The organism is Pseudomonas sp. GW821-FHT02H09 (genome assembly GCF_059421425.1).
Window position 1 is genome coordinate 16,803 of record NZ_JBWKVA010000013.1, and the last position, 24,611, is coordinate 41,413.

Consider the following 24,611-nt stretch of genomic DNA (forward strand, 5'->3'; position numbering starts at 1 on the left):
GGCTGCGGTGGACAATAAAATCATAGCGAAAGTTTTTCGATTCGATCCGACGGTGGACGAAGAACCCTATTACATGGAATACGACGTGCCGTGGCAGGATGATCCCAGTGGTTTCATGACGGCCCTGCAGGTCCTTAATTATATATACGAGAATATTGATCCTATTGCCTATGACTACAACTGTCGCGGCGGTCTGTGTGGCAGATGCTCGATGGTCATCAATGGTAAACCAGGACTTGCGTGTTATACGCCATTGAAGCCCGGCAAGCATGTTTTCGAACCGTTGGAAAGTCTTCCGATGATCAAGGACCTGATTATTGATCGGAAACCCTATACCAAGCGTTTTGTCGAATCCGCTGTGGCGAAGAAAACCATCAATCCGGTAACCAAGTCAGAAGATATCGATTACAAATTGTATTGGGAAACACTCGAAGTCTTGAACAACTGCAGTGAATGCATGTGTTGCTATGACGTTTGTCCGGCTCTGGATAACACCACCAATCGTGACTTCATCGGCCCGGCGGCCATGATGCAGGTTGCCTTGCGACACTTTGATCCGCACGACGACGCCGATCGTATCGAGCAAGCCGTTCACTCTGGACTTTGGGATTGCATTATGTGTGGGCGTTGTGACCGGGTTTGTCCTTCCAAGATCCCGATCAGTAAAACCATTCGCAAGCTCAAAACCGAGGCTGAGAGTCGCGGCATGAAGCCCACGGTCATGACCTGGAGCAATGGCCAACAGTAATGCCTGCGGCTTGTTGGAACGTTGCCTGGATCCCCTTCGAGCAACCTGATTGACGCTGCATTTTTTCATGACATTACCGACGCTTTTTGAGTTGGCGGCTCGGCTGTGCCTGCTGCCGACGACGTTCGCGCGGTTGCGAGCATCCGCCGCGACTGTTGTAACCGCCGCGAACGGCGTCACGGATTTCCGTAGGCCACCGACATGAAGTTTTTCCCGGATTCCCGCGATTGGCCCTTGCTGAGCAGGCGCGCAGGATTAGATGTGCCTGCTCAGCAGGCAATAGTGAAGTATGCAAAAAGCTCTGAGCAACGGTCACGGCAATAAGGGTACTGGCAAAAATAATAATCAAAAGATCAGTAGAGAGAGTGCGGTTCATGAACTACTTAAGGAGATCTAATCTTTTCCGTTCTGACTGGAAGACAGTTATTGTCAGTCTGGTACCTATTTTCACAATGGGACTGAGCGGGGGAGCGACGGCGGCAATTGAATACCGCTCGGAAGACGGTGATCTCGCGGTAACGGTAGGCAATACCCTCCGTTATAACCTCGGCTGGCGTACTGAAAAGCAGAGTTCGTCGATCGCTAATAATTTCGTCTTCGCACAATCGGATCTAAAGTTTGATCGCGGTGATGTTGTCACCAATCGCCTGGATTTGCTGACTGAAATAAACCTGACCTACAAGGATACTTGGGGTGCACGCCTGAGCGGTGCTGCCTGGTATGACAATGCGTACGATGATCATGATGTAAAAACTCTGCCTGGCATGATCGGTAGCTACCGGAACAACGAGTACTCGTCCAGTGTAAAGCGCTATTACAACGGACCGTCCGGAGAGTTTCTCGATGCCTTTGTTCTAGGGCGCTTCGACGTCGGGTTCCCATTGGACGTGCGCCTTGGGCGAATGACTAACTACTGGGGGGAAAACTATTTCAACGGAAACAGCGCCATTTCCTATTCCCAGTCTCCGGTTGATGGCCGCAAGGCGATTGCCAACCCGGGAATCGAGACCAAGGAAGTGTTCTTGCCGATCGCGCAATTGGCTGCCAAGGCCCAAGTTACCGACGATATCTCCTTGGCATTGCAGTACTACCTCGAATGGCGTCCCAGCCGTTTGCCGGCGCCTGGCACCTTCCTCGGGCCTGCTGACATGCTACCAAACGATATCGACCAGTTTCCTCTGCTGGGTATTCCCGTCGTCGACGCTGCGGAGCCTCATCACAAAAGCGGCAACTGGGGTGTAAATGCGCGGTGGGCAGTGCCTAACTCGGACTACACATTAGGCCTCTACTACCGCGAATTCGATGACTACAACGCTTGGACCAACGTCCAGACAGTGAATGGCGTTCCTGTCGCCCTGCGTGCGGTCTATCCCGAAGATATCAAGCTTTACGGGGCCAGCCTGGCAACTACCGGGCCTTGGGGGGCAGCGCTTGGGGCGGAGGTTTCCTACCGCAAGAACGACGCCTTGGCCCTCAATGACAACTTCGCACTGGACGGCAGAGAGGGGCCTCGTGGCAATACCTTGCATGCGCTGATCAACGGCACCTGGTTGCTGGGTACGACACCGCTTTGGGAAGCAGGGACGCTGGCGACTGAATTGGCGTACAGCCGGTTGGACAAAGTCACTTCACATCCCGAGCTTTTCAAAGGCGAGGGTTACCCCTCGTGCGCGGGGCAGGACAAGTCGACAGGATGCGCCACTCGCGATACGTGGGCCACGACCATTTCGTTCACGCCCAGCTGGCTGCAGGTTTTCCCCGGCATCGATCTCGAGATGCCCACATCCATCAGCTATGGGCTGGATGGTAACGGGGCGTCGAACAACCGGCTTGCTTTTGAAGGGGCATACAACTGGACCGCTGGTTTCACTGTGAAATATCACATCCACACAGATATTTCTTTGGTTTACAACGGCTATCACGCTGATCGAGTAGGGGATGCCGCAGGCAATGGCGGCTTCTCGTTGAATGACCGTGATTGGGTTTCGCTGACTGTCAAAACGTCGTTCTGATGGAAAGGAGAGGGCTATGTCAATAATAAGAATGTTGGTTCTGAGTACTGCCGTATCTTGTACCTTTAGTGGTTATACACTTGCAGCAGTCAGCGCCGAAGAGGCGGCGCAGTTGGGCAAGACACTCACGCCTTGGGGCGCCGAAGTTGCCGGCAACAAGGAAGGAACTATTCCTGCCTTTACCGCAGAGTTCCCGAAACCCCCAGCCGGATTTGTTTCGGGAGGCGGTTACTGGCCTGATCCTTTCGCCAATGAAAAGCCGTTGTTCCGAATCGACTCCAAAAACATGTCGCAGTATGCCGATAAGTTGTCGGAGGGGACGAAGATGCTGCTCCAGCGTTACCCTGACAGTTACTATCTAAACGTCTATCCCACTCACCGTCTGGCCATGTATCCGGACTGGGTGCAACAAAATAGTATTCGCAACGCGACCGCATGCAAGACACTTGAAGATGGCATGGCAGTGGACAAAGCCTGTCGAGGTGGTGTGCCATTTCCGATTCCTAAAACAGGTAATGAGGTCATGTGGAACGCGCTCCTCGCCTATGCAGGTGACGGCTCTTTCCATGTAAAAGGCAACCGGTCCTGGATGGTTGACGCGTCTGGTAAGGCGCTACTCGCATCGGAATACCGAGCGTGGGAGGAGCGTCCATTCTGGCAGCCCAACCAACCGGGCCGAGAGGACACCAACATCGCGGTGCGCTCAGCCAACGTGACACTTGCGCCTACTCGGCGGGCAGGGGAAGCCTTCACTATTCAGGACTATCTTGACCCGATCAAGATGGAGCGCAAGGCGCTGACCTACACACCTGGTCAGCGTCGCATCAAGGGCGCTCCCGAGCTGTCCTACGACACGCCGTCCGCGCAGACGGGAGGCTTGAGTTATTACGACGAGATCTATTTGTTCTACGGACGTATGGATCGCTTCGATTTCAAACTGGTTGGCAAGAAAGAACTGTACCTGCCCTCCAACTCTTACAAAGCGACCCAGGAGTGCGGTGCACCTAGCAAGTTGCTGATGGCCAATCACGTCAACCCGGAATGCGAACGTTGGGAATTGCATCGCACCTACCAAGTCGACGCGACGCTCAAGCCCGGCAAACGGCACAGTCAACCGAAGAAAACCTGGTATTGGGATGAAGACTCTAAGGCAGTAGGTCTCTATGACGCCTGGGACCAGGCTGGCAATCTCTTCCGCGGTGGACATTCATACGGATTTGTTCTCTACGACTATGGATTCTCATATGTACCGAGTACTGCTCTGTATGACTTCAACAAGCGTGGTTATACCTACAACAACGAGAGTGTAAGTGCTAACCGTGGTGGTTACGTGTATAGCCAGAAACCGGTTACTGAACGCGACGTTAACTTCGAGTCGTTCGTCGGGTCGATCCTTCAATAAATAGATGTCCAGGGTCTGGTCTGTCGATGACCACCCGACATTTGCTTCCTGCCCGGAGGCTCAAGCATTGCCAATGCTTACCGCGGGGCGGGTTTGCAGATTGAAAGCGGCCCGGATATTCCTAGAACAAGAATAAGGAGCAACGGCATGTGGCGTACAGCCGTGGGTAGTATCGCGTTGTACTTGATGAGCCATTGTTTGTCTGCGCATGCAGCGGAGTTTATCGATCCCCTTGATGAACCCGCGACGATGAGCACTTTGGCTGCCTCGAGCATGATCAATGCCGTGGCTGTGGCCGGGAGTTCGCTGGTTGCAGTCGGGGCTCGAGGTCACGTCCTTGTGTCCGACGATGGCGGTAATCTCTGGACTCAGTCACCGGTTCCGGTATCTACGGATCTGGTGGCGGTGCACTTTTCTTCGCCGCAGCAGGGGTGGGCAGTCGGTCACGACAGCGTGATCATCCACACCCGTGATGGAGGAAAGACCTGGAACCGTCAACTGGATGGGCGCAAGGCGTTGCAAGTGTTGTTGCAGCGTTATGAGCACAAGGCATCCGTATCCGCAGACAAGCGGGATGAAGCCATCCTGCGCAGCATAAAAATTACCATGGGGCAGTCCGCCACGGCAGATTGCCTGCCCCTGCCTCTGCTTGACGTCTGGTTCCAGAACGACAAGGTCGGTTACGTCGTCGGGGCCTTCAATCTGATCTTCCACACCATCGATGGGGGGGATACCTGGGAACCCTGGCTGCATCAGGTCGACAACCCTAGCGAATACAACCTGCATGCGATTCGTGGCCTGAATGACGTTGTCTACATTGTCGGTGAGCGTGGCCTGATTCTGAAGCAAGATCAGACGTCGGGCCGATTCGTCCCAGTCCCGGTTCCCTATGAGGGCAGCTTTTTCGGATTGATCGTCGATCCGGACTATTTAGTCGTTTATGGCATGAGGGGGCACGTTTTTTTCAGTGGTGACAAGGGTGAGCACTTCCGGCCACTGGTTCTTGGTACCAGCCAGTCGATCGTGGGCGGGGGCAGTCTCGAGCGTGGGCGGATTGCACTGGTTACCCAAGGCGGCAATCTTTTCGTCAGTGACCCAGGGGTGCATCAAATGCTGCCCGTCGCCGAGCATTCCTTGGCCGGTGTTCTCGGCGCGACCGCGATCGGCCCCGATGCGATCGCTTTTGCTACCGGTGCAGGCGTGGCCACGGCGCAGATCAAGCTCACTGACCTCATCGGGGCTCCCAGTGCCGCTGTTCCAGTTGTGGCACGGAATTAACCGACTGAATTAGGAACGATAAAAATGGCACAGAATCGCGACGAAAATGTCGAGGACGAGATCCATGATCGTGCAACCTTCGACAGTAATTCGGGTGGACGGCTGGAACGCCTGGTCTTCAACCATCGTTTGCTCGTGGTGCTATTGTGCTTGCTGGCGACTCTGGGCTTGGGCTATGAAGCACTGCAGCTCAAAGTCAACGCCAACTTCGAGCGAATGATTCCGCAGAACAATCCTTATATCCGCAATTATTTGGATAACAAGGCCGAGCTACCCGGGCTGGGCAACGCCATTCGTATAGTGGTGGAAACCACCGATGGCGACATACTCGATCAATCTTATCTGGATCAGCTGCGCAAGATTAGTGACACGGTGTATCTGATCCCGGGAGTGGATCGCTCTTGGATGAAGTCGCTCTGGACGCCGCTGGTACGCTGGATGGAGGTCACCGAGCAGGGGCAGGTGGGCGGGCCGGTCATGCCGGAAGACTTCGATGGTAGTGGCGAGAGCATCGAGAAGTTGCGGGTCAATATCGCCAAAGCAAACCTTGTCGGAAATCTTGTCGGCACCGACATGAAGTCGACGATGTTGTTCGTTCCATTGTTGGACTACGACCCGCGCACCGGCATGCAGCTCGACTATGCTGCGCTCTCGCATTCCCTCGAAAGTCAGGTGCGTTCGCTTGAAACCCCGACCACCCGGATTCATATCGTCGGGTTCGCCAAGGTCATTGGCGATTTGATTGATGGTTTGACTTATGTGGCGTGGTTCTTCGCCGCTTCGGTCCTGATTGCCACGCTTTTCGTCTACCTCTACACCCGTGACCTGCGCAGTACCCTGGTTCTCACCATCTCAGCTACGCTCGGGGTTGTCTGGATGCTCGGGCTGATGCATTTGCTGGGTTACGAATTGGACCCCTACTCGATCCTCGTGCCGTTCCTGATTTTTGCGATCGGGCTGTCACACGGGGCCCAGCGCATGAATGGCATCCTCCAGGACGTCGGACGTGGCATGGATAAATACGTTGCCGCCCGCTATACCTTCCGAAGGTTGTTCCTGGCTGGCCTGACCGCCCTGCTGACCAATATCGTTGGCTTCGCCGTACTGGTGATTATCGACATACCGGTGATCCGCGACTTGGCGATAGCCACCAGCGTTGGGGTTGGGGTGCTGGTGTTCACCAAGCTATTCCTCATTCCCGTGGCGCTGTCCTACACCGGTGTAAGTCAGGCTGCTGCTCGGCGGGCGCTGGCCGACAGTGAGTATGAACAGGCACAGAAAGGGATAGTGGGCCGCTGCTGGCAACACTTGGACCGCTTCTGCGAGCGTCGCTGGGCGCTGGCTGCGATTGGTCTTGCCGCGATCATCGGGATAGCCAGCACGGTGGTCATGCAGCATTTGAAGGTCGGCGATACCGACCCTGGCGCACCCGAGCTGCGCCAGGATTCCCGATACAATCGGGATAATGAGTACATTTCCCGGCACTACTCGCTGTCGTCTGACCAATTCGCCGTGATCATCAGGACACCCGAAGGCGGCTGCCAGACCTATCGGAACCTGACCGAAGTCAGCCGGCTTTCCTGGGCATTGTTGCAGGTGCCGGGCGTTCAGGCGACGAGCTCGCTGGCCGAGGTCGCCAAACACATCACCGCCGCCCAGTTCGAAGGAAATCCGAAGTGGACCTCGGTGACCCGCAACCAGGCCATCCTCAACACGTCAGTTGGCTACGCTGGCAACTCCAGCCCTGAACTTACCAATCCTCGCTGTGCGGTGTTTCCTCTGATTGCCTACCTGCAGGACCATAAGGCAGACACCCTCGAGCGAGTGCTGCATGTGGTCGAGCGTTTCGCCGCCGAGCACAACAGCTACGAGGAAAACAACGAAGTCGAATTTCTTCCCGCTGCAGGCAGTGCAGGCATCGAAGCCATGACCAACATTGAAGTACGGCACAGCATCGTCACCATGTACCTGGCGGTATACGGAGCCGTGGCGCTTTTGTGCCTGATCACGTTCCGCAGCATTGCGGCGACCGTGATCGCACTGGTTCCGCTGATCATCACGTCGCTGCTGTGCAAGGCGCTGATGGTATGGCTGGGCATTGGTCTGAAAGTGGCGACACTTCCGGTTATTGCGGTGGGTGTCGGTGTTGGCGTGGACTACGCGCTGTACCTGCTCAGTGTGCAGATCACCTTGCAACGTAAAGGAGTGCCGCTCGCGCAAGCCTACCGGCAGTCGCTTCAGTTCACCGGCAAGATCGTCGCTCTCGTGGGCCTGACCATGGCGGCAGGCGTCATCACGTGGGCATGGTCACCGATCAAGTTTCAGGCTGACATGGGCATCCTGCTGACCTTCATGTTCCTGTGGAACATGCTCGGCGCTCTGGTGCTGACACCTGCACTTTCGCATTTCCTGCTTCAGAGCAAGGCACAGCGGATGGCCCAGCGCGCAGTGTCCATTCCTGCGCCGCCGTCTGCCCACGGCATTGCACGTACATGATTACGAACCTTATCACCGCTTGTCGGCGGTAACGCATTCCGGGCAAGGGTCCACGACCTGTCAGGGTGCGCTGACCATTCAATGGAGATTGAAGATGAAGATCAAAGGTGTCTATCACGTGAACATCAATTGCAGCGCTCTGGAAAAGTCCAGAGCGTTCTATGAGATGCTCGGGTTCAAGGTGCAGTATCCGCTGCAAAGCCAGGCAGATCCGGTAGGGGCGGGCGGTCTGGCTGCTGCGTTGGGGTTGCCTCGTGATGCTGTCGTCAATGGCTACATGATGCAATTGGGGGACAATAATGGCTGCCGCATTGACCTGTTGCGCTGGGAACCTTACGCGGGATTCGAACAGGGTAAGCCGACCGACCATATGATGAATCTTGGTCTCCAGCGCTTGAATATCTGGACCCGTACCGAAGATTTCGAGGCCGATGTAGCCGAAATCAAGGCTTACGGTATCGAAGTCGTGGGCGAGCCGATGGATGCGACGTTCTTCGGAGCGCCCTGCAAGGTATTTGCCTTCAGGGACCCCGATGGTACGGTCATCGAGCTTTCCAACGTGGACCCCGCCTACGCCAGCTGATCGATTGTGCCGGGCATTGGTCTGTTTGCCGGCACCGGCAGCGATCGCGCCTTGTGCCCGGCGCCAATGGCCAGCCAGTATGAGTACAGCAAGTGTTGAACCCAAGGTGAGCTATGGATGATAAGCAGGACTTAAAGGGCAAGCTCGAGCAGTACCTCCAGTCCAGGTACCCATTACGCGACCAGCTGAGATTGTCCGCTCTGGAACGCCTCACGGGCGGATTTTCCTATGAAACCTACTTCGTCACGATTGAGTGGCGCGAGGAAAATCAAGCGCAGTCACAGGTGCTGGTGCTGAGTAAAGAGCCGCAGCATGGTGTAGCACCACCTTACGATGTGCGGCCTCAGTACGAGGTGCTGCAGCACCTGAAGGGCTTGGGAATTCCCGCGCCTGGTGTGCTCTTGCTGGAAAGCGACGCAAGTGTACTGGGTCATCGTTTCTTTATCATGGAGAAGGTTCGGGGCGAGAACCTCGACACGTATTTTCTCAAGCACCCAGATCAGCTGACTGCGTTGCGCAGACAGTACGCTGAAATCATCGTCAAGCTGCACAGTCTGCAATGGCAGTCAATGGAGTTGACGAGCTTGACTCCGCCACCGCATGCCAAAGCCCATGCCATGGCCGAAATCCAGCGTTACGAAGCGGTAATGCTAGCCAATCAGTATACCCCGCAACCGTTGATGGCCGAGATATTCAACTGGTTGAAGAAGAATGTGCCTGTCGCTGATCGCACGACACTGTGCCATGGCGACCTCAAGGTCGGGGTTGCCGGTAATTTCTTTGCCGACGATGGCCAGATCACTGCCTTGCTCGATTGGGAACTGGTAAGCATCGGCGATCCGCTTAGTGATCTGGGCTATGTCTCGTTGGTGCTGCAGAACCGCATGTTTTGGGACAAGGAAGAGTTCCTGCAGACATATGAAGCATTAACCGATACTCAGGTAAACCGCGAAAGCCTGTTCTTCTGGGAACTGATGACCTACGTCAAATGGATCGTCATGGGTTACCCGGGATTCAAGAGCGGTTTGATCTCAGGGGATCACGATGTACGGGCGCTTGCCACCAATGTGGCCTTCCTGCCGTGGCTGAAGAACGAAGCGGCTGTGAAATTGGGTATTTGAGAGGCCGGGAGATTGTAATGAGCATCCAGATATTGAACCTGATACTTGAGCGCTGTGCGCTAACCCTGGAACACAATGTCGCACCTCATATCAACGACGGTTTCGCTGTAGCCCAGGTACGCTCCGTCGCGCAACTGCTACAGACGCTGGCGCCCACGCTAGAGGTCAGTCGTCGCGTGCTGCAAGAAGAGAACGAGGCCATGCACACCTTGCTCGAGGCTGTGTTGCCCCACTTGCGATTAGCGGCGCAGGGCTCGATCTTTGATCACGATGAGCGGTTCTCGACGATTTTCAGCGGAGCCCAGTTGGACAGGGACGTCGACGTCCCTCAATTGAATGTGCATTTGAAAGGTTGCCTGGTAGCGGCCATTAACCTGCTACACGACCTGGAAGAAGCTTCGCCTTGCAGCGATCTGGAGGGCCCGCGTTTGCAGATTCGCGCGGTACTGAGACAGCAACTGGATAACGAACTCGCTCATCTGACACTACCGGCGTGAGTGCATGACACCCAGCGTGGAAACGTCAGCCTATGGTCAGGCGTGCTGCCGACCGAATAGACAAGGAATAAGAGATGGCTCTGACTGATCTGGACGAGTACCTCATTCATCAGACTGGCGATACGCTCGATAGTCCGGAAGGCGGTAATCCGGACTTTGTTGATCGGCTGTATATCGGCTGTCACAGCCAAGATGGCCAGGTGCACCTGGCTGCCGGGCTGGGCGCCTATCCGAACAAGAACATCATGGACGGCTACATCATTCTTCGGCATGGCAAGGATCAGCACAATATCCGGGTATCGAGGCACCTTGACGGAGATCGAGCGCTGACCGAGATCGGTCCGCTGCGCATTAAAGTACTGGAACCGCACAAGCGTTGGGGAGTGTATTTGGATGAGAATGAGTATGGTGTTAGCTGTGCCGTTGAGTTCCACCGTCGTGTGCCACCGTTCCTGTGCCCCAAGCTGGTGATTCCCGGCGGCGTCGTCAGTCAGGGACATTACTTCCAGACTGGGCGTTTTTCCGGGTCCATGACGCTGCATGGCCAGCACATCGACGCCAGCGAGTTTGTGGGTGTGCGTGATCGAAGCTGGGGCGTTCGGGGCGGTGGGAAAGGCGGTGCCAAGGGTTTTTTCCACCTTTGGTGCCATGCCCACTTCCCGGGGTTCAGCTTGTCGCTGCTGCAGGTCGAACTCGGGCAGAATCAGGTCATCCTCAGTGATGCGGTGATTTCCAATGACGATGGAAGCGTGGTGCCGATCGCACAGGTGCGCCACCGCATTGAGTTCTATCCGGGTACGCGCTCGCCCAGACGCATGAAGCTGCTGCTCACGGACGGTATGGGCAAAGAACGGACTCTCAGTGCCGAAGTTATCTCCCCGGCGATGTACCTCAATGGTGGCGGTTACAACCGCCCGGCCGAGGACCGCGGGCCGCTGAGCGTGGAGGGTGACTGCTGGGATGTCTCCGAGCAGGTGGACATCGATTCTCCACGGTTTGGCAACGTCGAACCCATCGCCGAGTTCAGTATGGCGGGGAAAACCGGGGTAGGAATTCTGGAAAGCTCATGGAACCGGGACGAAGACTATGAGTATCGTCCCAGCTTCTAGCGATTAGACCGAATCAGGGCCGCCTGCTGCCGCAGGTGTCTCTGAACCGCGCGTCATTGCTCGATTCACGCACGTCCTTCTCTGCCGCCCCCACGTGCGGCGTCCTTGTCCTACCAGACTCCGCGGTTTGTCTGGTTGCGAAGCTCTCCTGTCGAATCTGAAAACCGGCTTTGTCGCTGTTTTCCGGGGTATCCGCCTGCTGATTTCATACGGATTTCCGGGAATGCGGGGGAAAAATTCCGTTGATAGACTCGGTTACAGGTTCAGCAGTCGGCCGTTATCAATGTGCCGGAAAAGGTGAGCCCGGTCAGATCGCCACTGGTGATGTTTCCCCCGCAAATGAGGACGTCTGCGATGAAGGTTGAAAATTGTGCGGTGATAGTAGGCGCTGGCCATGGTGGCTCTGAACTGGCGTTGTCGCTGCGTGAACAGGGCTGGGCCGGGCGGATAGTAATGGTAGGTGAAGAGCCGGACATGCCGTATCACCGCCCGCCGTTGTCAAAAGCGCACCTTGCCGGGGAAATCACTGACGAAGCATTGCTGCTGCGTGGGGCCCAGGCTTATGAGCGAGCTGGCGTTGAATGCCTGTTCGGTGTGCGGGTGGACTCTATTGACCGGGTCGGGCATTTGGTGCAGCTGTCTGATGGCCAACTGCTGTCGTACACGAAGCTGGCATTGGCCACTGGCGGGCGGCCGAATAGCCTGCCGACTTCGCTTTTGCCCGAGCCTTGCGAGAACGTGCATCGGCTTTATACCAAGCGCGATGCAGAGATCATCCGCAGCCAACTGGCACCTGGGGCCCATTTGGTGGTGATAGGCGCGGGCTACATCGGTCTGGAAACCGCTGCATCGGCGGTGAAACTCGGCCTTCAGGTCACCGTCATCGAACGTCTTGAGCGGGTTCTGGCCAGGGTCACTGCACCGCAGGTTTCGGCCTTCTTCCAGCGCATTCATCGTCAGGCCGGCGTGGATTTACGAGTGGGCGTGGGCATCGAAAATCTGGAGATCGAACAGGGGCGCGTCCGTACCGTTCGCCTGGGCGACGGCACACTGATTCCCGTCGACGTGTTACTGGTAGGGATCGGTCAAGTGCCCAACACAGACCTGGCACAAGCGGCAGGGTTGACACTGGATAACGGCGTCGCTGTCGACGTGTTCACCCAGACCAGCGATCCGGACATCGTCGCCATTGGCGACTGCTGCTCGCATCCGAGCATGGTGTATCAGCGCCGCGTTTCTCTGGCATCGGTACCCAATGCCGTGGAGCAGGCGCGTATAGCGGCCGCAACACTTTGCGGCAAGCGTCAACCTTACAACAGTGTGCCGTGGTTCTGGTCGGATCAGTACGACGTCCAACTGAAAATTGTCGGTCTGTCTCAAGGCTATGACCGCGTGGTGCTGCGCGGCAATCCTGACACAGGCAGCTTCGCGGCTTTTTACCTCAAAGGTGATCTGGTTCTCAGCGCTGACACCATCAATCGTCCGGCGGAATTCATGCTCGCCAAGCGACTGGTAGCGGGCCGGATCCCAGTGAACGCCGATGAGTTGGCCGATGAATCGATTGCTCCTAAAAATCTGCTTGGTCGCGTTTCTGCCTGACCGATGCGAACTGCTTCACCATCATTAACGAGGACACGAAATGCCTAAGATTCTCGTCATCGAACACAACGGTACCGAGCATCAGGTGGATGCTCCGATCGGTATATCGGTTATGCAATCGGTCATCAATGCTTCAATCCCCGGTTTTTTCGCGGATTGCAGCGGCCAGGGGATGTGCGGCAACTGCCATGGCTACGTTGGTCAGGACTGGTTTGCTCAACTCCCCGAGCCGCAAAGCAGTGAATGCGAAACGCTGGAATGGGCGGACGAGCGCCAAGACAACAGTCGCCTGACATGTCAGATCCCGATGACCGATAGCCTCGATGGCATCGTCATCCGGCTTCCCGAGCGGCAGGACTGAAGCTGAGATTGCCTGCGGCTCTGGTACCGGGCCGCGTTAAACGTTTATTCACGCTCATCCATTGATCTGGAGTTACCAATGCTCACTCACGCTCGCTGGCTAATGGGAAGCGCGGCATTGTTCAATTGGTCTGTCGTCCTTGCGTTTCTGTTCTTCAATCCGCAGATCTCGCAATTGCTTGATCTGGCCCCGGCGACTGGAACCAATCTGGCTTTCCGCGACTTGGCACTCGCCCTCGTGGCCACCTTTGGCTTTGCCTACCTGTATGCCGCCATCAGCCCTATGCACGGCCGCCCGTTCATCGCTCTGGGCGCATTGGGCAAGGCACTTGCTGCATTGACCATCATCCATCATGGGATGACGGGCACGATCGGCTGGCACCTGCCGACGCTGTTACTTGGGGATGTGTTCTACAGCCTCCTGTTCATCCACTTTCTGCTGCGTTATCAAGCAGCAAGAAATAATGAGAGCTTCGATGCGCATCAGATGCGAGTGCGTTGATTGACCGGCCCCAACGGAACGTGCCTGAAAGAAGCCCGTCGAGCGTTCAACTTGGCCACGATCCAAGGCATATGCCCAGCGGGCTTCTTTCAAACACGTTCCCATGACAGGTAACTTCGAGAGCATGGTATGAACCACTACCAGCCCCTTTGCGCGACATCCAGTTCCTCCTCAATGAGGTCTTTGAACCCGATACCCTTTGGGCCTTCAGGTGCCTCACGGAATGCGTTGCTGGACGCAGTCACTGAACTTGACGAAATCACCGATTGGATACGCGACGGTGCAGCGACGGATGCGCGTCAGATCGGTGCTCCCGGTGGAATACATGCAGTTGTTTGGCTACCTCACATACGCCTATCTGTGGTCGAGGATCGCCACCGCCACCACGTATCGACAGCCTGGGGACGATGCGTTTTATTCGGCTAAACGGGCTACGGCAGACTTTTTCTTCGCACGTTTGCTGCCGCGCATTTACGGCCTGAACGCCTGTATCCGCGGTGGGGCCAAAGAGCTGTATGAGTTGCCGGTCGACCAGTTCTGAACACTTCGAGGGAAAAATAACTGGGCAAATGAAACGACCGTGTACTGAGGTGCCGGCCACAATAAGACACGAGAGGTCGCCAGTCCGTGCTAATAACAAAGCTCCTTCCACCTCGCTACCACCATGCCCCCCTGACCCGGGCCCGTTTGCTTGAGCGGCTCGACAATGTGGCCTACGAACGCTTGATACCGGTCAAGGCGCCAGGCGGTTTTGGCAAGACCACGCTGCTGACCCAATGGCGTAAAAGCCTGATCGAAAAGGGGCATCGGGTCGGCTGGATCAACCTGGATGACAGTGACAACGAGGAGGCGCAGTTTCTGGGATACTGGGCAGAAGCGATGCATCAGGCCAATTGCCCAGCACGCCAGCAATTGTTGGATGCATACGAACATGGCCGACCGGAAACGCTGGATAATTTCTTGACTGCTCTGGTCAATGCCTTGGCAGATTTTGAGCACGAGTTGTATCTGGTACTGGATGACTATCACTGCATCAGCAACTCGCGCATACACGAACTGCTAGGCCGCGTGATTAAATATTCGCCCGCCAATTTTCACCTCGTCGTTGCGTCGCGAGTTGAATTACCAGCGTGTTTCGCCGAGCCGAGACACCGGAATCGGGAAAGCGAACTGAACGCGCGAAGTCTGCGGTTTTCCGAGAGCGAAACCCAGGAATTCTTGCTTCAGCGTATGAATAACCCTCCCAATGTGGAGTCTTGTCGCGCATTGTTCGATGCGACCGAGGGCTGGATTGCAGGCATTCAGATGCTGGCGATGTCAAATGCGCTGAGGGCACCTGCGCTGACCGACTGGAAGCACGGTTTGTACCCGTTGGCCGAAACCATCCTGGCCGACACCTTGAGTAACCTGCCGCCTGATACCCATGACCTGCTCTTACGGCTAGCCGTACTTGATCGCTTCAATGTCGAATTGTGTGAAGAAGTGCTCGGTGTGCCGGGAGCTCGGGCCATCCTGGAAGAACTTGCAGCGGATGGTCTACTGCTGGTACCGCTTGACCATGATGACCAGTGGTATCGCTTCCACACGCTATTTACCGGGCACCTGCGCGAGCGCTTGGCCAAGCGCGTCGTGTCCAGCCTTGGCGGACTTCACGAGCGGGCGCAGCGCTGGCTGGATGGCGGCGATTCTGAAACGCGATCAAGCCTTTCAGCGTTCCTGCAAGAGTGCAGAAGTGAACTCAACGCGATTGACTTGCCATCCTTCCATTATCGCGCGAGCCTCTGGTTCGAGCGTCACGGCTTGCTGGTCGAAGCAGTACAGCATGCGCTGGCCTCCGAAGGTGAGGAGCGAGCCTATGACCTCATCGATCGTTGCGTGATGAGCGTGTTGGTCAAAGGGGAGCTGAACACAATTCTGGCCTGGACCGAAAAGATACCGGAGCACGTCCTGGCACGTCGCTGGCGGTTACGTGTAGCCCGTTTCTGGGCACTTGTTCTGGGCGGTTTGCATTTGCAGAGCGCTCGGCAAGAGCTACTCGAGTTGCAGCGGGCGCAGGGCATTGAGGGGGGAATCAGCCCTTTCGAATATGAGGTTTGCAAACGTACCTTCGATGCGCTGAACGGCGACAGCCTTTCCACCTTGAAGTTGCTTGAGCAGTGGCCGTTGCAAGGTGATTTGTACTACAACGCAGTGGCCTGCAATTCGATGATTTATGCGTTGGCTACCGTATCGCGGTTCGAAGACGTGCTTAATATCCTCGTCAATCATCCCGAACCGCCACCCGGCGCGACACGGGGACTTACTTACGGTTACCGGCAGGCCATCATTGGCTGGATACACTTTCTTAAAGGCCAGCTAGGCAAAGCTACCAGCGGTCTTTGTGAGGCGCAGCAGCGCCTGGATGAGAATGTTGGCAGGTACTCGGCGCCGGCATGTGTGGTGGCAGGATTTCTGGCCGAGACATTGTACGAAAGCAACCAACTGGAGACACTCAAGTCGGTCCTGAGTGGGCGTCTCGAAATGATGAACGAGCGGGTATTCTTCGAAAGCTACATTCGGTTCCTTGTAGCAGCAGCACGCCTGCAGCATCTGCAAGGCGACGACGATGGCGCTCATGAACTGCTCGAGAGACTGCGCGTTTTTGGCCAAGGAGTCGGGCTGGATAGGCCGATCGCCGGCGCTCTGGCTGAACGTATACGTTTGCTTTTGTTAGCCGATGATCTGTCGGCGGCCAGACGTCTCATGGTGCAACTGGAACAACTTGCTCCCGACGATGAAATAGAGCTGTCCCCAGAAAGCCTGGGTAGCGCGTTCGATACTCCAGTGATGGTCATTCTATCGCGCGCACGTTGTGCGTTGAGGGAGACCAACGGGCAACTGGCGCTGGCAAGTCTGCAGCGCTTGGCGTCATTGAAAAGCGCTGAGCGTCTGGACTATTTCGTCAAGGTCAGGTTGCTTGGATGCATGGCGTTTCATCAATTGGGTGACGACGTATGGTTCGCAAGTCTCGTGTCGCTGCTGGAACTCACCGACAGATGCCAAATGGTGCGGTCGCTCTGTGATGAAGGGCCGGAACTACAGACGATGCTGTTGCAGTTGATAGAACATCCGGCCGCTGCGCATCTCAAAACGTACTTGCGGCAGGTGCTTGAAGGCTTTGGTCAATTGCCGTCTCATGGACCGCTACAGAATCATGCTCAGGATTACAATCTGAGTTCCAGAGAGCACGACATCCTTTCGCTGCTGGTCCAGGGAATGCCGAACAAGCGCATAGCACTGGCGTTGAATGTCTCGGCGGAAACCGTCAAGTGGTACCTGAAAAAGCTGTTCATCAAGCTTGGTGCCACTGACCGAGTGCATGTCATTGATATCGCGCGTCGTGAAAAACTCGTATGCAAGAAATCCGTCGCCTGAAGGCATGTCATTGCTATTCGGGATCCTGGTAAAAGGCGTCGGTCTGTGACCGACGCCTTTAGCCGTTTCACTTGCTCAATTACGTACGATAACAGTAGCCAACCCATCTCGCTCTATCGCGGCCAATAGATATCGCGCGCCGAATGCTTTTGCCGGACTGACAAAGCCTGAAGCCGTTACTTTGCCGGCCAGAATGCTCTCGATGCCGGCGACAGCGACCGAACCGGCCTGCTCGTATCCACAGTTGCCCTGCAGGATGACTGTCGACTGAGTGGTCGGTCCACTGCCATGGCAGGAAATAACGGCGCGACAGATATCCGGATTCTCGCGTGGCGGCTCGCTCGGCGTCCACTGATGGCCCCAGTCGTTGGTCACACGCTCCTGCTCTTCAGGGGACTTGAATTTGTGTACCTCATTGAACTCTCGTGCCAATCCCAACACGCTGCTCATGACCTGCGGATTACCGAAGTTCACCAGCATGCTGCAGTTGCGTACGCGAGCATCGTCGGCGTACCAGATCGGTTCTCCGCCGCCACTCCAGGGCAGGCAGTCGAGAACCTGGTGGAAGGTCGGAGCGACTGCCTGATAAGCCGTCGCCGGCTCCCAGGTCACCAGTTCGTTTTGCACCAGCTGGTATTGCGGCTGGCAACACATGCGCAGGAACGAAAGGGTGGAACTGACGGAGGGCAAAGAACCGCGAGTGACGTAGACCAGATCCAGTGTGTCGATACCTGGGGTCTCAAGGCAGACTTCCGCAGCAAGGTGACCCGAGGTCCACATGAAAGCCAGCGCCGGTATCAACACCAGGCCGCGCTCTGCGAATGCACTGGCATAATGTTCGCGCAGGAACAGCATCCAGTCCTGTTCACCGGTACTGTCCAGGTAGTGGCAGCCGGAGTCGAGTGCGGCCTGAACGACCGGTTCGGCCAATTGCATAAAAGGGCCTACGGTGTTGTAGATCACATCCTTGCCTTCGAGGAAGCGGCCCAGCGCTTCTTTTTCGTTCGCGACCTCGGCAACCTCGTAGCGTGCACCGGCGAGTTCGGGCATTGCGCCGAGTTGATCACGAATCTTGCTGGCACTTCGCCCGGCAGCGATGAAGGGGATGTCCCGTGCTGCGAGGTGACGGGAAATCAGTTTACCGGTGTAGCCACTGGCGCCATAGACCACAACTTTAATATCCGACATTTGCTCTTCTCCGGTTTCATGCTTGTTGTAGGGTGGAGCGGTTCAACAGCTCGCCTGCGAGGCGAGCAAGTAATTCACGTTCAAGCGGTTTTTCCGACGCGGTTTTGGGGATCTCATCAACGCGTTGAATGTGAAAGGGCAGCGAGTTGCGCGACAGGTGGTGGGCGCAATGTGCTTGTAACTGACGGATGTCCAGTGAGTGGCCCGGCGCTTCGACCACCGCGGCGATGATCTCTTTCTCACCGGGGGCACAGAGGGGGGGCGCATACCCATAGACGAAGACATCGGCCACCGCGTCTACCTGCGCGATTACCTTCTCGATCTCCGCCGGGTCGATGAATTCACCATTACGCCGAATGCCACTGCCATCGCGGTAGTCGAAGAAGACCCAGTCTTGCTCATCCTTGTGACCAATGTCGCCGGAATGGAACCAACCGCCTCTTGTCTTGGCTGCTGATGCTTCGGGGTTATTCAGGTAAGCGACGGCCGGGTGTGGCTCGCCCGTGATCGAACGGAAACAGATCTCTCCGCGTTCGCCGCTGGCAACCTCATTACCGTGCTCATCGAGAATCGTGCATTGCAGGTGAGCGGGTGGCTTGCCAATGGAGCCAGCCGGACCTTGACCTGGAGGATTGAGGGTCAGACCACCTTCAGCGGTGCCATAGAACTCGAAAATTTCTACACCGAAGCGGGCAGCAAAATCATCCCATATGGTTGCGGGCATCCCGGCGCTGAACACATAACGGACCGAGTTGTGCCAGTCATCTGCACGGAGCGGGTCGGAATAAATCGCCGTGGTCATACCGCCGAGAAGGTTAAACATTGTGCACTGGTAACGTCGCACAATCTCCCACAAACGGGATTTGGTGAACTGTCGGCTGATGACAGCACGCAGTCCGAGATACAGTGCATTGCCCAAGGTGATGCATTGAGCATTGGCATGGGTGAGGCTCAGGCCTGTGTATGGACGATCGCCAGGTAACAGACCGACCTGCTGTCCCAAATTGGCGATGGAAGCAAAACGTGCATATGGTGCCAGGATCGCTTTCGGATTGCCGGTGGTACCAGAGGTGAACATCAGTTGCATGGGTTGCTGGAGGTCATTGGCTCGCACTGCAATGTTGGGGATGTGGTCATCCAGCACATCCATCAGCGCGCGTATTCTTACCCGCGAATGTCGGGGCAAATTACCCTTCGTCCGCTGGGTGTCGAGCACCCATAACCATTGCAATTCAGGTAGTTGATCCAGCAGTTCGAGCACCGCAGACAACGCGTGGTCGGCGATAATCGCGCCTCGGCATGCAGAGAATGACAGTAGATAGAGCAAGCGGCTGTCGCTGGTACGGGCATCAATGGGAACGAACAGCGTACCGGCAATCGACGAACCAACCATGGCTTCGACGAATTCAGGATGGTTGAACATGATCAGCGCGAATGCATCGCTCTGGGCCATGCCTTCGTCATCCAGACCGGCTGCAATGCGTTGACCGTTCTCCCAAAGTTGACGGTAGGAGCGGGTGCAATCCTGCAGTTGCTGGTCCGCACCGACGTGCACGAATGTCAGTACATCCAGATCTGGTGTTTCTTCGACTTTCTGGCGAATGGCGTTGGCCAGCGTGAGTGTAGCGATATCCTGCATGGTGCCTCCTAGCGGGCCAAGATAGTCATGCTCATCACCGCCGCGTCTGCGCCGATGAATCCGCCACCGTTTTCGGCCAGCCCGACGCCAGCCCCTTCGACTTGCCGTGCTCCGCAATTGCCACGTAACTGCTCGACCAGTTCGAAGATCTGCCCAAGGCCGGTAGCACCAATCGGGTGCCCCTTGCGGTTGAGGCCGCCGGACACGCTCACCGGAATACGTCCACCCAGCTCGGTCGCGCCACTCTCGAGCAGAGCGATGCCTTCGCCGCGGCCACACAACCCCAGGCTTTCGTAATACATCAGTTCGGAAGCGGCGGAGGCATCATGCAGTTCGACCAGGCTCAGGTCGCGCGGGCCTACTCCCGCAGCCTGATAGGCAAGTTCGGCAGCCCATCGCGCCACGTCGGGCGATTCGTCTGGCCCGGCATCAAAGCCGCTGACAATTAACGAAGCGGCGACACGGATGGGGGCGCGTGCGCCCAAGCGCCTAAGCGCGCTCTCCGAAACAATGACAGCTGCTGCTGCGCCATCACCGATCGGGGAGCACATGGGCAAGGTCAGCGGGTCGGCGATCTTGCGGGCAGCAAGGATCTGCTCGACCGTGAGCACGTCCTGAAACTGCGCGCGCGGGTTTAGCGACCCGTGACGAGAGTTCTTCGCCGTCACCATTGCCAGGTGTCGAGCATCGCCGCCGGCCATGGCCAGATAGTCCCGGGCCCAGGTGGCGTAGATGTCCATGAACAGTGATCGGTCTTTGCCCGCTAGCGCTAAGTCGACTTGGGCACCAGAGCGATTGATACCTGCGCGCAGGAAATTGAGCACCGCGTCCTGCTCTTCGATATCGACACAACCGTCGAAGACCGAGAAGGTCCGCGATTTGTCGTCGTGATATAGCTTTTCGAAACCGGCTGCCAGGACCACATCGTAGAGTCCATGGGTCACCATGGTGCAGGCTTGCTGGAAGGCAGTGGAAGAGGTCGCGCAGGCGTTCTCGACATTGATCACAGGAATGCGGCCGACGCCCATTCCACGCAATACGGCCTCACCGGCTATGCACACCTGGCCTGTGATGACCGGTGCAGCGCCGGTACCCATCCAAGCGGCGTTGAGCTGGCTAGCCTCAATGCCGGCATCGTCCAGCGCCTGCCTGATGGCTTCCTGTGCCAGGCTATTCAGGCTACGACCTAGATGCTTGCCGAAACGGGTCATGCCTACGCCAATGACGTAAGCGTTCTGTCGGCCATTGCGGATCAATTGCTGTTCAAGTTCAGGGTTTTCATTCCTGCTCATCAAAGCCACTCCGGGTTGATTAATTGGTAGCCACCCTTGATCGAAAGCGTCTGGTTGCAGCCGTCTTCAATCAGGGAGGCACGGGCGTCGCGGAAGATCTTTTCCACCGGGTAGTCCCGGGTTAGGCCGTTGCCGCCAAACATCTGAACTGCCTCGGTTGCCACGTCCAGGGCATGTTCAGTGGCAGTTACCTTCGCAAGCATCGCAGCCTGAAGAGCAGGTATCGGTTGGCTGTTATTGAAGCGCGCCACACGCTGAGTCAGGGCCTGGGCGGCTTCGACCCTGCGCAACATGTGGAACAAGCGCCGCGCCACATCTTGATGGCGGATGATGGGCAGCCCGCCTTGTTTGCATTCGTGGGCGTAGACGAGTGCATGGTCATAGGCCGCCCGAGCAACACCACTGAAAGTGGCCGCCATCAAAAGATTGGCATCGGTGTGGATTGCATGTACTGCACGCTTATAGTCATCCGGACCTGCGAGTAAGTGATCGAGGCTGACCCGGACGTTGTCGAAATACAGTTCACCCTGCGGTAACGCCCGCTGACCAAGCTTCTCCAGCGGCTTGCCTCGGGTGACGCCTGGCAAGTTGGTGGGCACGACGACGCAGATGCCACACTGTGGATCATGACCGTTGGCCGTTTCAACGGCGCAAAACAGTACGCAGAGATCAGCGATGCAGCCATTCGATACCCACGCGGATTTCTGTCCGTTGATGGTGATGTGGCTATCATCGATTCGGGCTATGCAATTCGGTCGACCGTACCGGCCGCGGAGATCGAACAGCTGCTGGCTGACATCAAGTGCGTCAGTTCCATGGTCGGGCTCGGTGATGGCCCAGCAACCAATCAACTGTTCGGCGTACGTTTTCAGAACAAAAAAATTTCCGAGCTTGGCGGCCATGTAGAGCGGCAGCATTCGCGCGGCAGCAGCGATGGCCAACCCGGCATCACCCCAGCCCAGCTCTTCGAACAGCAATGGCAGCATCACCGCGCGCTGCGCATCGCTGAGTGATAACAACGTCTCCAGGTTTACTCCCAGCTTGTCGTATTCGCTGAAAAACGTGTACAGCGGAGAGTTTTCTGCGACTACCTGATTGGCATCCATCCGATCGAGGACGCGTCCGATTGGGCGCATTACCGTGTTTGAAAACTGGCGCAGGCTTGCACGGAACGCTGTTGCGTCTTCGTCTAATCCGGACGCACAGCCCCACGGGCCAAGCTGGACTTGTGGTTCAGCAGGCCAACGCAATGGGGACAGATAAGAGGCATTCATAGTTGCGCCACACATGTGGCCGCGACGATATGGTTCCGGGCGAAGTATCGGAGGAGCGCGGGCTTTTTCATGAAGACACCATCGACCAGTGGTTGGCTAATGATGTTCATCGTCACGGACTTGTGCTCGGTGGGTCTTCCCCCCATGGGGGTAGCAGGCGGGTAGTAAATGGGGGGAGGGTGGTGCAAGGCTCGACAGGCGGTGCCATTATTTTTTCAGATTCAGCGGAGCCCTCTAGACAGTGCAGTAGAGCTCTGCTTAAATAATCGAAAGCTTTTCAATTTTCTGCTGATTGAGTGCCAAAAATAATAATATCTCTTGCTGGAGCGCCATCATGAAAGTTCGCCCGTCGGACCATGGACTGATGATTGTCGTTGTTACAGTAGTCATCCTCCTTATCACCGCGTGCCATGACCTGGCACGTTCAAAAGCCGTCATCAGCGAGCGGTGTGTTTATCAAAACGGTGTATGTGTTCCGCTCAGCATCATGCGGATGACTGTTAAGGTCAGCGTATTCCCTTGATACATGTACGTCTCGGCGGTTTCTAGTGAGCGGGCGTCATCGTGCCCGTCAATCGTCTCGTGACTCACCTATTCTCCCGCACCGGGCTGGTGTACGCATGTTCCCTATCTTCCAAGCGTAGGTCGTAGATCCTGCTGACTATCTGGGTTAACGACTATCTCTAGCCGTGCCTCGACGCCACTATTTTGAGTTAAAAGCCCGGACTAAAGTCGTCGTTAAAAAATAATCGAAAAGTTTTCAATTTTATTAATGCTTGCGATATGCTCGTTTTTAGGCGGTATGCAAAGGCTGCTGGATCCATGATCACCAGGCGCATTACCCGCATCAATGACTGAACGGGAAGCGCCTGGCCGATACTTACAATTCAAATAAACTGGAGCTCTACATGAACACGTTTGATTTCCCCGTTTACGATGCGGACCAGCATTTTTACGAGCCGCCAGAGGCTTTCCTGCGCCATCTGCCAAAGAAGTATGCGCATGACTTCCAGTACGTCGAGGTCAACGGCCGTACCAAAATGGCGCTGGACGGTGTGATCTCCAACTACATTCCTAACCCGACCTTCGATTACGTTGCGGCGCCCGGTGTGCATGAAAAATACTACAGGGGGCAAAACGTCGAAGGCTTGTCGATGCGTGAAATGACTGGCACTCCGCTGGCATCTCAGCCGGAATTCCACAATGGTGCAGCGCACCTGAAGACAATGGATAAGCATGGTATTCATGCAGCCCTGGTCTTCCCGACGCTGGCCTCGATCATCGAAGAGCGGCTGACGCATAAGCCTGAAACCATGCAGGCGCTCATGCATTCACTCAACTGCTGGGTGCAGGATGAGTACGGTTTCGGTAACGGCCGGCAGTACCCGGTAGCAGCGATTAACCTGTCCGATGTGGATGGTGCCTGTAAAGAACTCGACTTCGTGCTCAAAGCGGGTGCCAAGGCGATTCTTGTCCGTCCGGCGCCAGCAGCGGGCATTGCGGGTACGCGATCTATTGCCTTTCCTGAGTTCGATCCATTCTGGGCGCGTGTTGAAGAATCCAAGGTGCTGGTCACCCATCATGTTTCTGACTCCGGCTACACCCGGGTATATGACTGGTGGACCGCAGGTGGCAAAGGGGAATTCCGACCGTTCGAGCGCGACCCTTTCCTGGAAATGATCGATCCTATGGGTCGGCCGATTTCCGATACCTTGTCCTCGCTGATCTGCCACGGACTGTTCGACCGCTTCCCAAGCATCAAGATTGCAGCTTTGGAAAATGGTTCGTTCTGGGTCGAGTACCTGTTGCAGCGCTTCAAGGCGACGTACGGAAAGATGCCGCATCTGTTCAAGAAGGATCCGATCGAAACCTTCAGAGAGCACATCTACGTCGCACCTTTCTACGAGGACAATATCGAGAAACTCGTGGAGCTGATCGGCGCTGACCACATTCTGTTCGGCAGTGATTGGCCTCACCCGGAAGGTATGGCTGAGCCCACCGACTACATCCATGAATTCGCCTTTCTGCCGCCAGCGGATCGCGAAAGGATCATGAGTAGCAACCTCAGGTCTCTGCTTGCACGCGCAGGCTGAAGAA

20 protein-coding genes are annotated in these 24,611 nt (G+C 56.2%); 16 read left to right on the forward strand and 4 right to left on the reverse strand.

Annotation, left to right across the window (positions count from 1 at the left end; all coding sequences use genetic code 11):
- The first annotated feature begins 7 nt into the window (after positions 1 to 7).
- The 14 genes from AC07VR_RS18090 (at position 8) to AC07VR_RS18155 (ending at position 17,121) form a co-directional block, all read left to right on the forward strand.
- Positions 8 to 748: a succinate dehydrogenase/fumarate reductase iron-sulfur subunit gene (locus AC07VR_RS18090; protein WP_495012038.1), complete on the forward strand. Its 741-nt coding sequence runs from the start codon at positions 8 to 10 to the stop codon at positions 746 to 748.
- A gap of 374 nt (positions 749 to 1,122) precedes the next feature.
- The gene (locus AC07VR_RS18095) at positions 1,123 to 2,760 is read left to right on the forward strand and encodes a DUF1302 domain-containing protein (RefSeq protein WP_495012039.1); all 1,638 of its coding nucleotides are present in this window, start codon (positions 1,123 to 1,125) and stop codon (positions 2,758 to 2,760) included.
- A gap of 16 nt (positions 2,761 to 2,776) precedes the next feature.
- Complete coding sequence (locus tag AC07VR_RS18100; protein WP_495012040.1) at positions 2,777 to 4,162, forward strand: DUF1329 domain-containing protein; 1,386 nt, start codon at positions 2,777 to 2,779, stop codon at positions 4,160 to 4,162.
- Positions 4,163 to 4,411: 249 nt separating this feature from the next.
- Positions 4,412 to 5,440, forward strand: a complete 1,029-nt coding sequence (locus AC07VR_RS18105; protein ID WP_495012041.1) for a WD40/YVTN/BNR-like repeat-containing protein — start codon at positions 4,412 to 4,414, stop codon at positions 5,438 to 5,440.
- A gap of 24 nt (positions 5,441 to 5,464) precedes the next feature.
- Positions 5,465 to 7,936, forward strand: coding sequence for an efflux RND transporter permease subunit (locus AC07VR_RS18110; RefSeq protein ID WP_495012042.1), 2,472 nt, complete (start codon positions 5,465 to 5,467; stop codon positions 7,934 to 7,936).
- Positions 7,937 to 8,030: 94 nt separating this feature from the next.
- Positions 8,031 to 8,519, forward strand: a complete 489-nt coding sequence (locus AC07VR_RS18115; protein ID WP_495012043.1) for a VOC family protein — start codon at positions 8,031 to 8,033, stop codon at positions 8,517 to 8,519.
- 113 nt (positions 8,520 to 8,632) lie between these two features.
- On the forward strand, positions 8,633 to 9,640 hold the full coding sequence (locus AC07VR_RS18120) for a phosphotransferase family protein (protein WP_495012044.1): 1,008 nt from the start codon (positions 8,633 to 8,635) through the stop codon (positions 9,638 to 9,640).
- A gap of 17 nt (positions 9,641 to 9,657) precedes the next feature.
- Positions 9,658 to 10,137, forward strand: coding sequence for a hypothetical protein (locus tag AC07VR_RS18125; protein WP_495012045.1), 480 nt, complete (start codon positions 9,658 to 9,660; stop codon positions 10,135 to 10,137).
- Positions 10,138 to 10,211: 74 nt separating this feature from the next.
- Entirely contained in the window at positions 10,212 to 11,246 is a 1,035-nt protein-coding gene (locus tag AC07VR_RS18130) for an Rv3169 family protein (RefSeq protein ID WP_495012046.1), read from the forward strand.
- A 354-nt stretch (positions 11,247 to 11,600) separates the two neighbouring features.
- A complete protein-coding gene (locus AC07VR_RS18135) occupies positions 11,601 to 12,845 on the forward strand; it encodes an NAD(P)/FAD-dependent oxidoreductase (protein WP_495012047.1) in 1,245 nt (414 codons plus the stop codon).
- A 40-nt stretch (positions 12,846 to 12,885) separates the two neighbouring features.
- Positions 12,886 to 13,206 carry a 2Fe-2S iron-sulfur cluster-binding protein gene (locus AC07VR_RS18140; protein ID WP_495012048.1) on the forward strand — a complete coding sequence of 107 codons (321 nt, stop codon included), beginning with the start codon at positions 12,886 to 12,888 and terminating at the stop codon, positions 13,204 to 13,206.
- Positions 13,207 to 13,284: 78 nt separating this feature from the next.
- The gene (locus AC07VR_RS18145; protein ID WP_495012049.1) at positions 13,285 to 13,707 is read left to right on the forward strand and encodes a hypothetical protein; all 423 of its coding nucleotides are present in this window, start codon (positions 13,285 to 13,287) and stop codon (positions 13,705 to 13,707) included.
- Between the two features lie 292 nt (positions 13,708 to 13,999).
- On the forward strand, positions 14,000 to 14,248 hold the full coding sequence (locus tag AC07VR_RS18150) for an acyl-CoA dehydrogenase C-terminal domain-containing protein (RefSeq protein WP_495012050.1): 249 nt from the start codon (positions 14,000 to 14,002) through the stop codon (positions 14,246 to 14,248).
- A gap of 167 nt (positions 14,249 to 14,415) precedes the next feature.
- Entirely contained in the window at positions 14,416 to 17,121 is a 2,706-nt protein-coding gene (locus AC07VR_RS18155; protein WP_495012051.1) for a winged helix-turn-helix domain-containing protein, read from the forward strand.
- Between the two features lie 75 nt (positions 17,122 to 17,196).
- Here AC07VR_RS18155 and AC07VR_RS18160 read toward each other — a convergent pair whose 3' ends face one another.
- Genes AC07VR_RS18160 through AC07VR_RS18175 form a run of 4 tightly spaced genes read right to left on the reverse strand, consistent with a single transcriptional unit; the run spans position 17,197 to position 22,376 of the window.
- Positions 17,197 to 18,309, reverse strand: coding sequence for a saccharopine dehydrogenase family protein (locus AC07VR_RS18160; protein ID WP_495012052.1), 1,113 nt, complete (start codon positions 18,307 to 18,309; stop codon positions 17,197 to 17,199).
- Between the two features lie 16 nt (positions 18,310 to 18,325).
- Positions 18,326 to 19,948 carry a class I adenylate-forming enzyme family protein gene (locus tag AC07VR_RS18165; RefSeq protein ID WP_495012053.1) on the reverse strand — a complete coding sequence of 541 codons (1,623 nt, stop codon included), beginning with the start codon at positions 19,946 to 19,948 and terminating at the stop codon, positions 18,326 to 18,328.
- An 8-nt stretch (positions 19,949 to 19,956) separates the two neighbouring features.
- Positions 19,957 to 21,240: a thiolase family protein gene (locus AC07VR_RS18170; protein ID WP_495012054.1), complete on the reverse strand. Its 1,284-nt coding sequence runs from the start codon at positions 21,238 to 21,240 to the stop codon at positions 19,957 to 19,959.
- Entirely contained in the window at positions 21,240 to 22,376 is a 1,137-nt protein-coding gene (locus AC07VR_RS18175; protein WP_495012055.1) for an acyl-CoA dehydrogenase family protein, read from the reverse strand. Before AC07VR_RS18175 ends, AC07VR_RS18170 begins: the two co-directional genes overlap by 1 nt.
- Before the next feature lie 472 nt (positions 22,377 to 22,848).
- Here AC07VR_RS18175 and AC07VR_RS18180 point away from each other — a divergent pair, with 472 nt between their 5' ends.
- Together AC07VR_RS18180 and AC07VR_RS18185 are read left to right on the forward strand one after the other, a co-directional pair.
- Positions 22,849 to 23,037, forward strand: coding sequence for a hypothetical protein (locus tag AC07VR_RS18180; RefSeq protein WP_495012056.1), 189 nt, complete (start codon positions 22,849 to 22,851; stop codon positions 23,035 to 23,037).
- 385 nt (positions 23,038 to 23,422) lie between these two features.
- The gene (locus AC07VR_RS18185) at positions 23,423 to 24,607 is read left to right on the forward strand and encodes an amidohydrolase family protein (RefSeq protein ID WP_495012057.1); all 1,185 of its coding nucleotides are present in this window, start codon (positions 23,423 to 23,425) and stop codon (positions 24,605 to 24,607) included.
- Positions 24,608 to 24,611 lie beyond the last annotated feature (4 nt).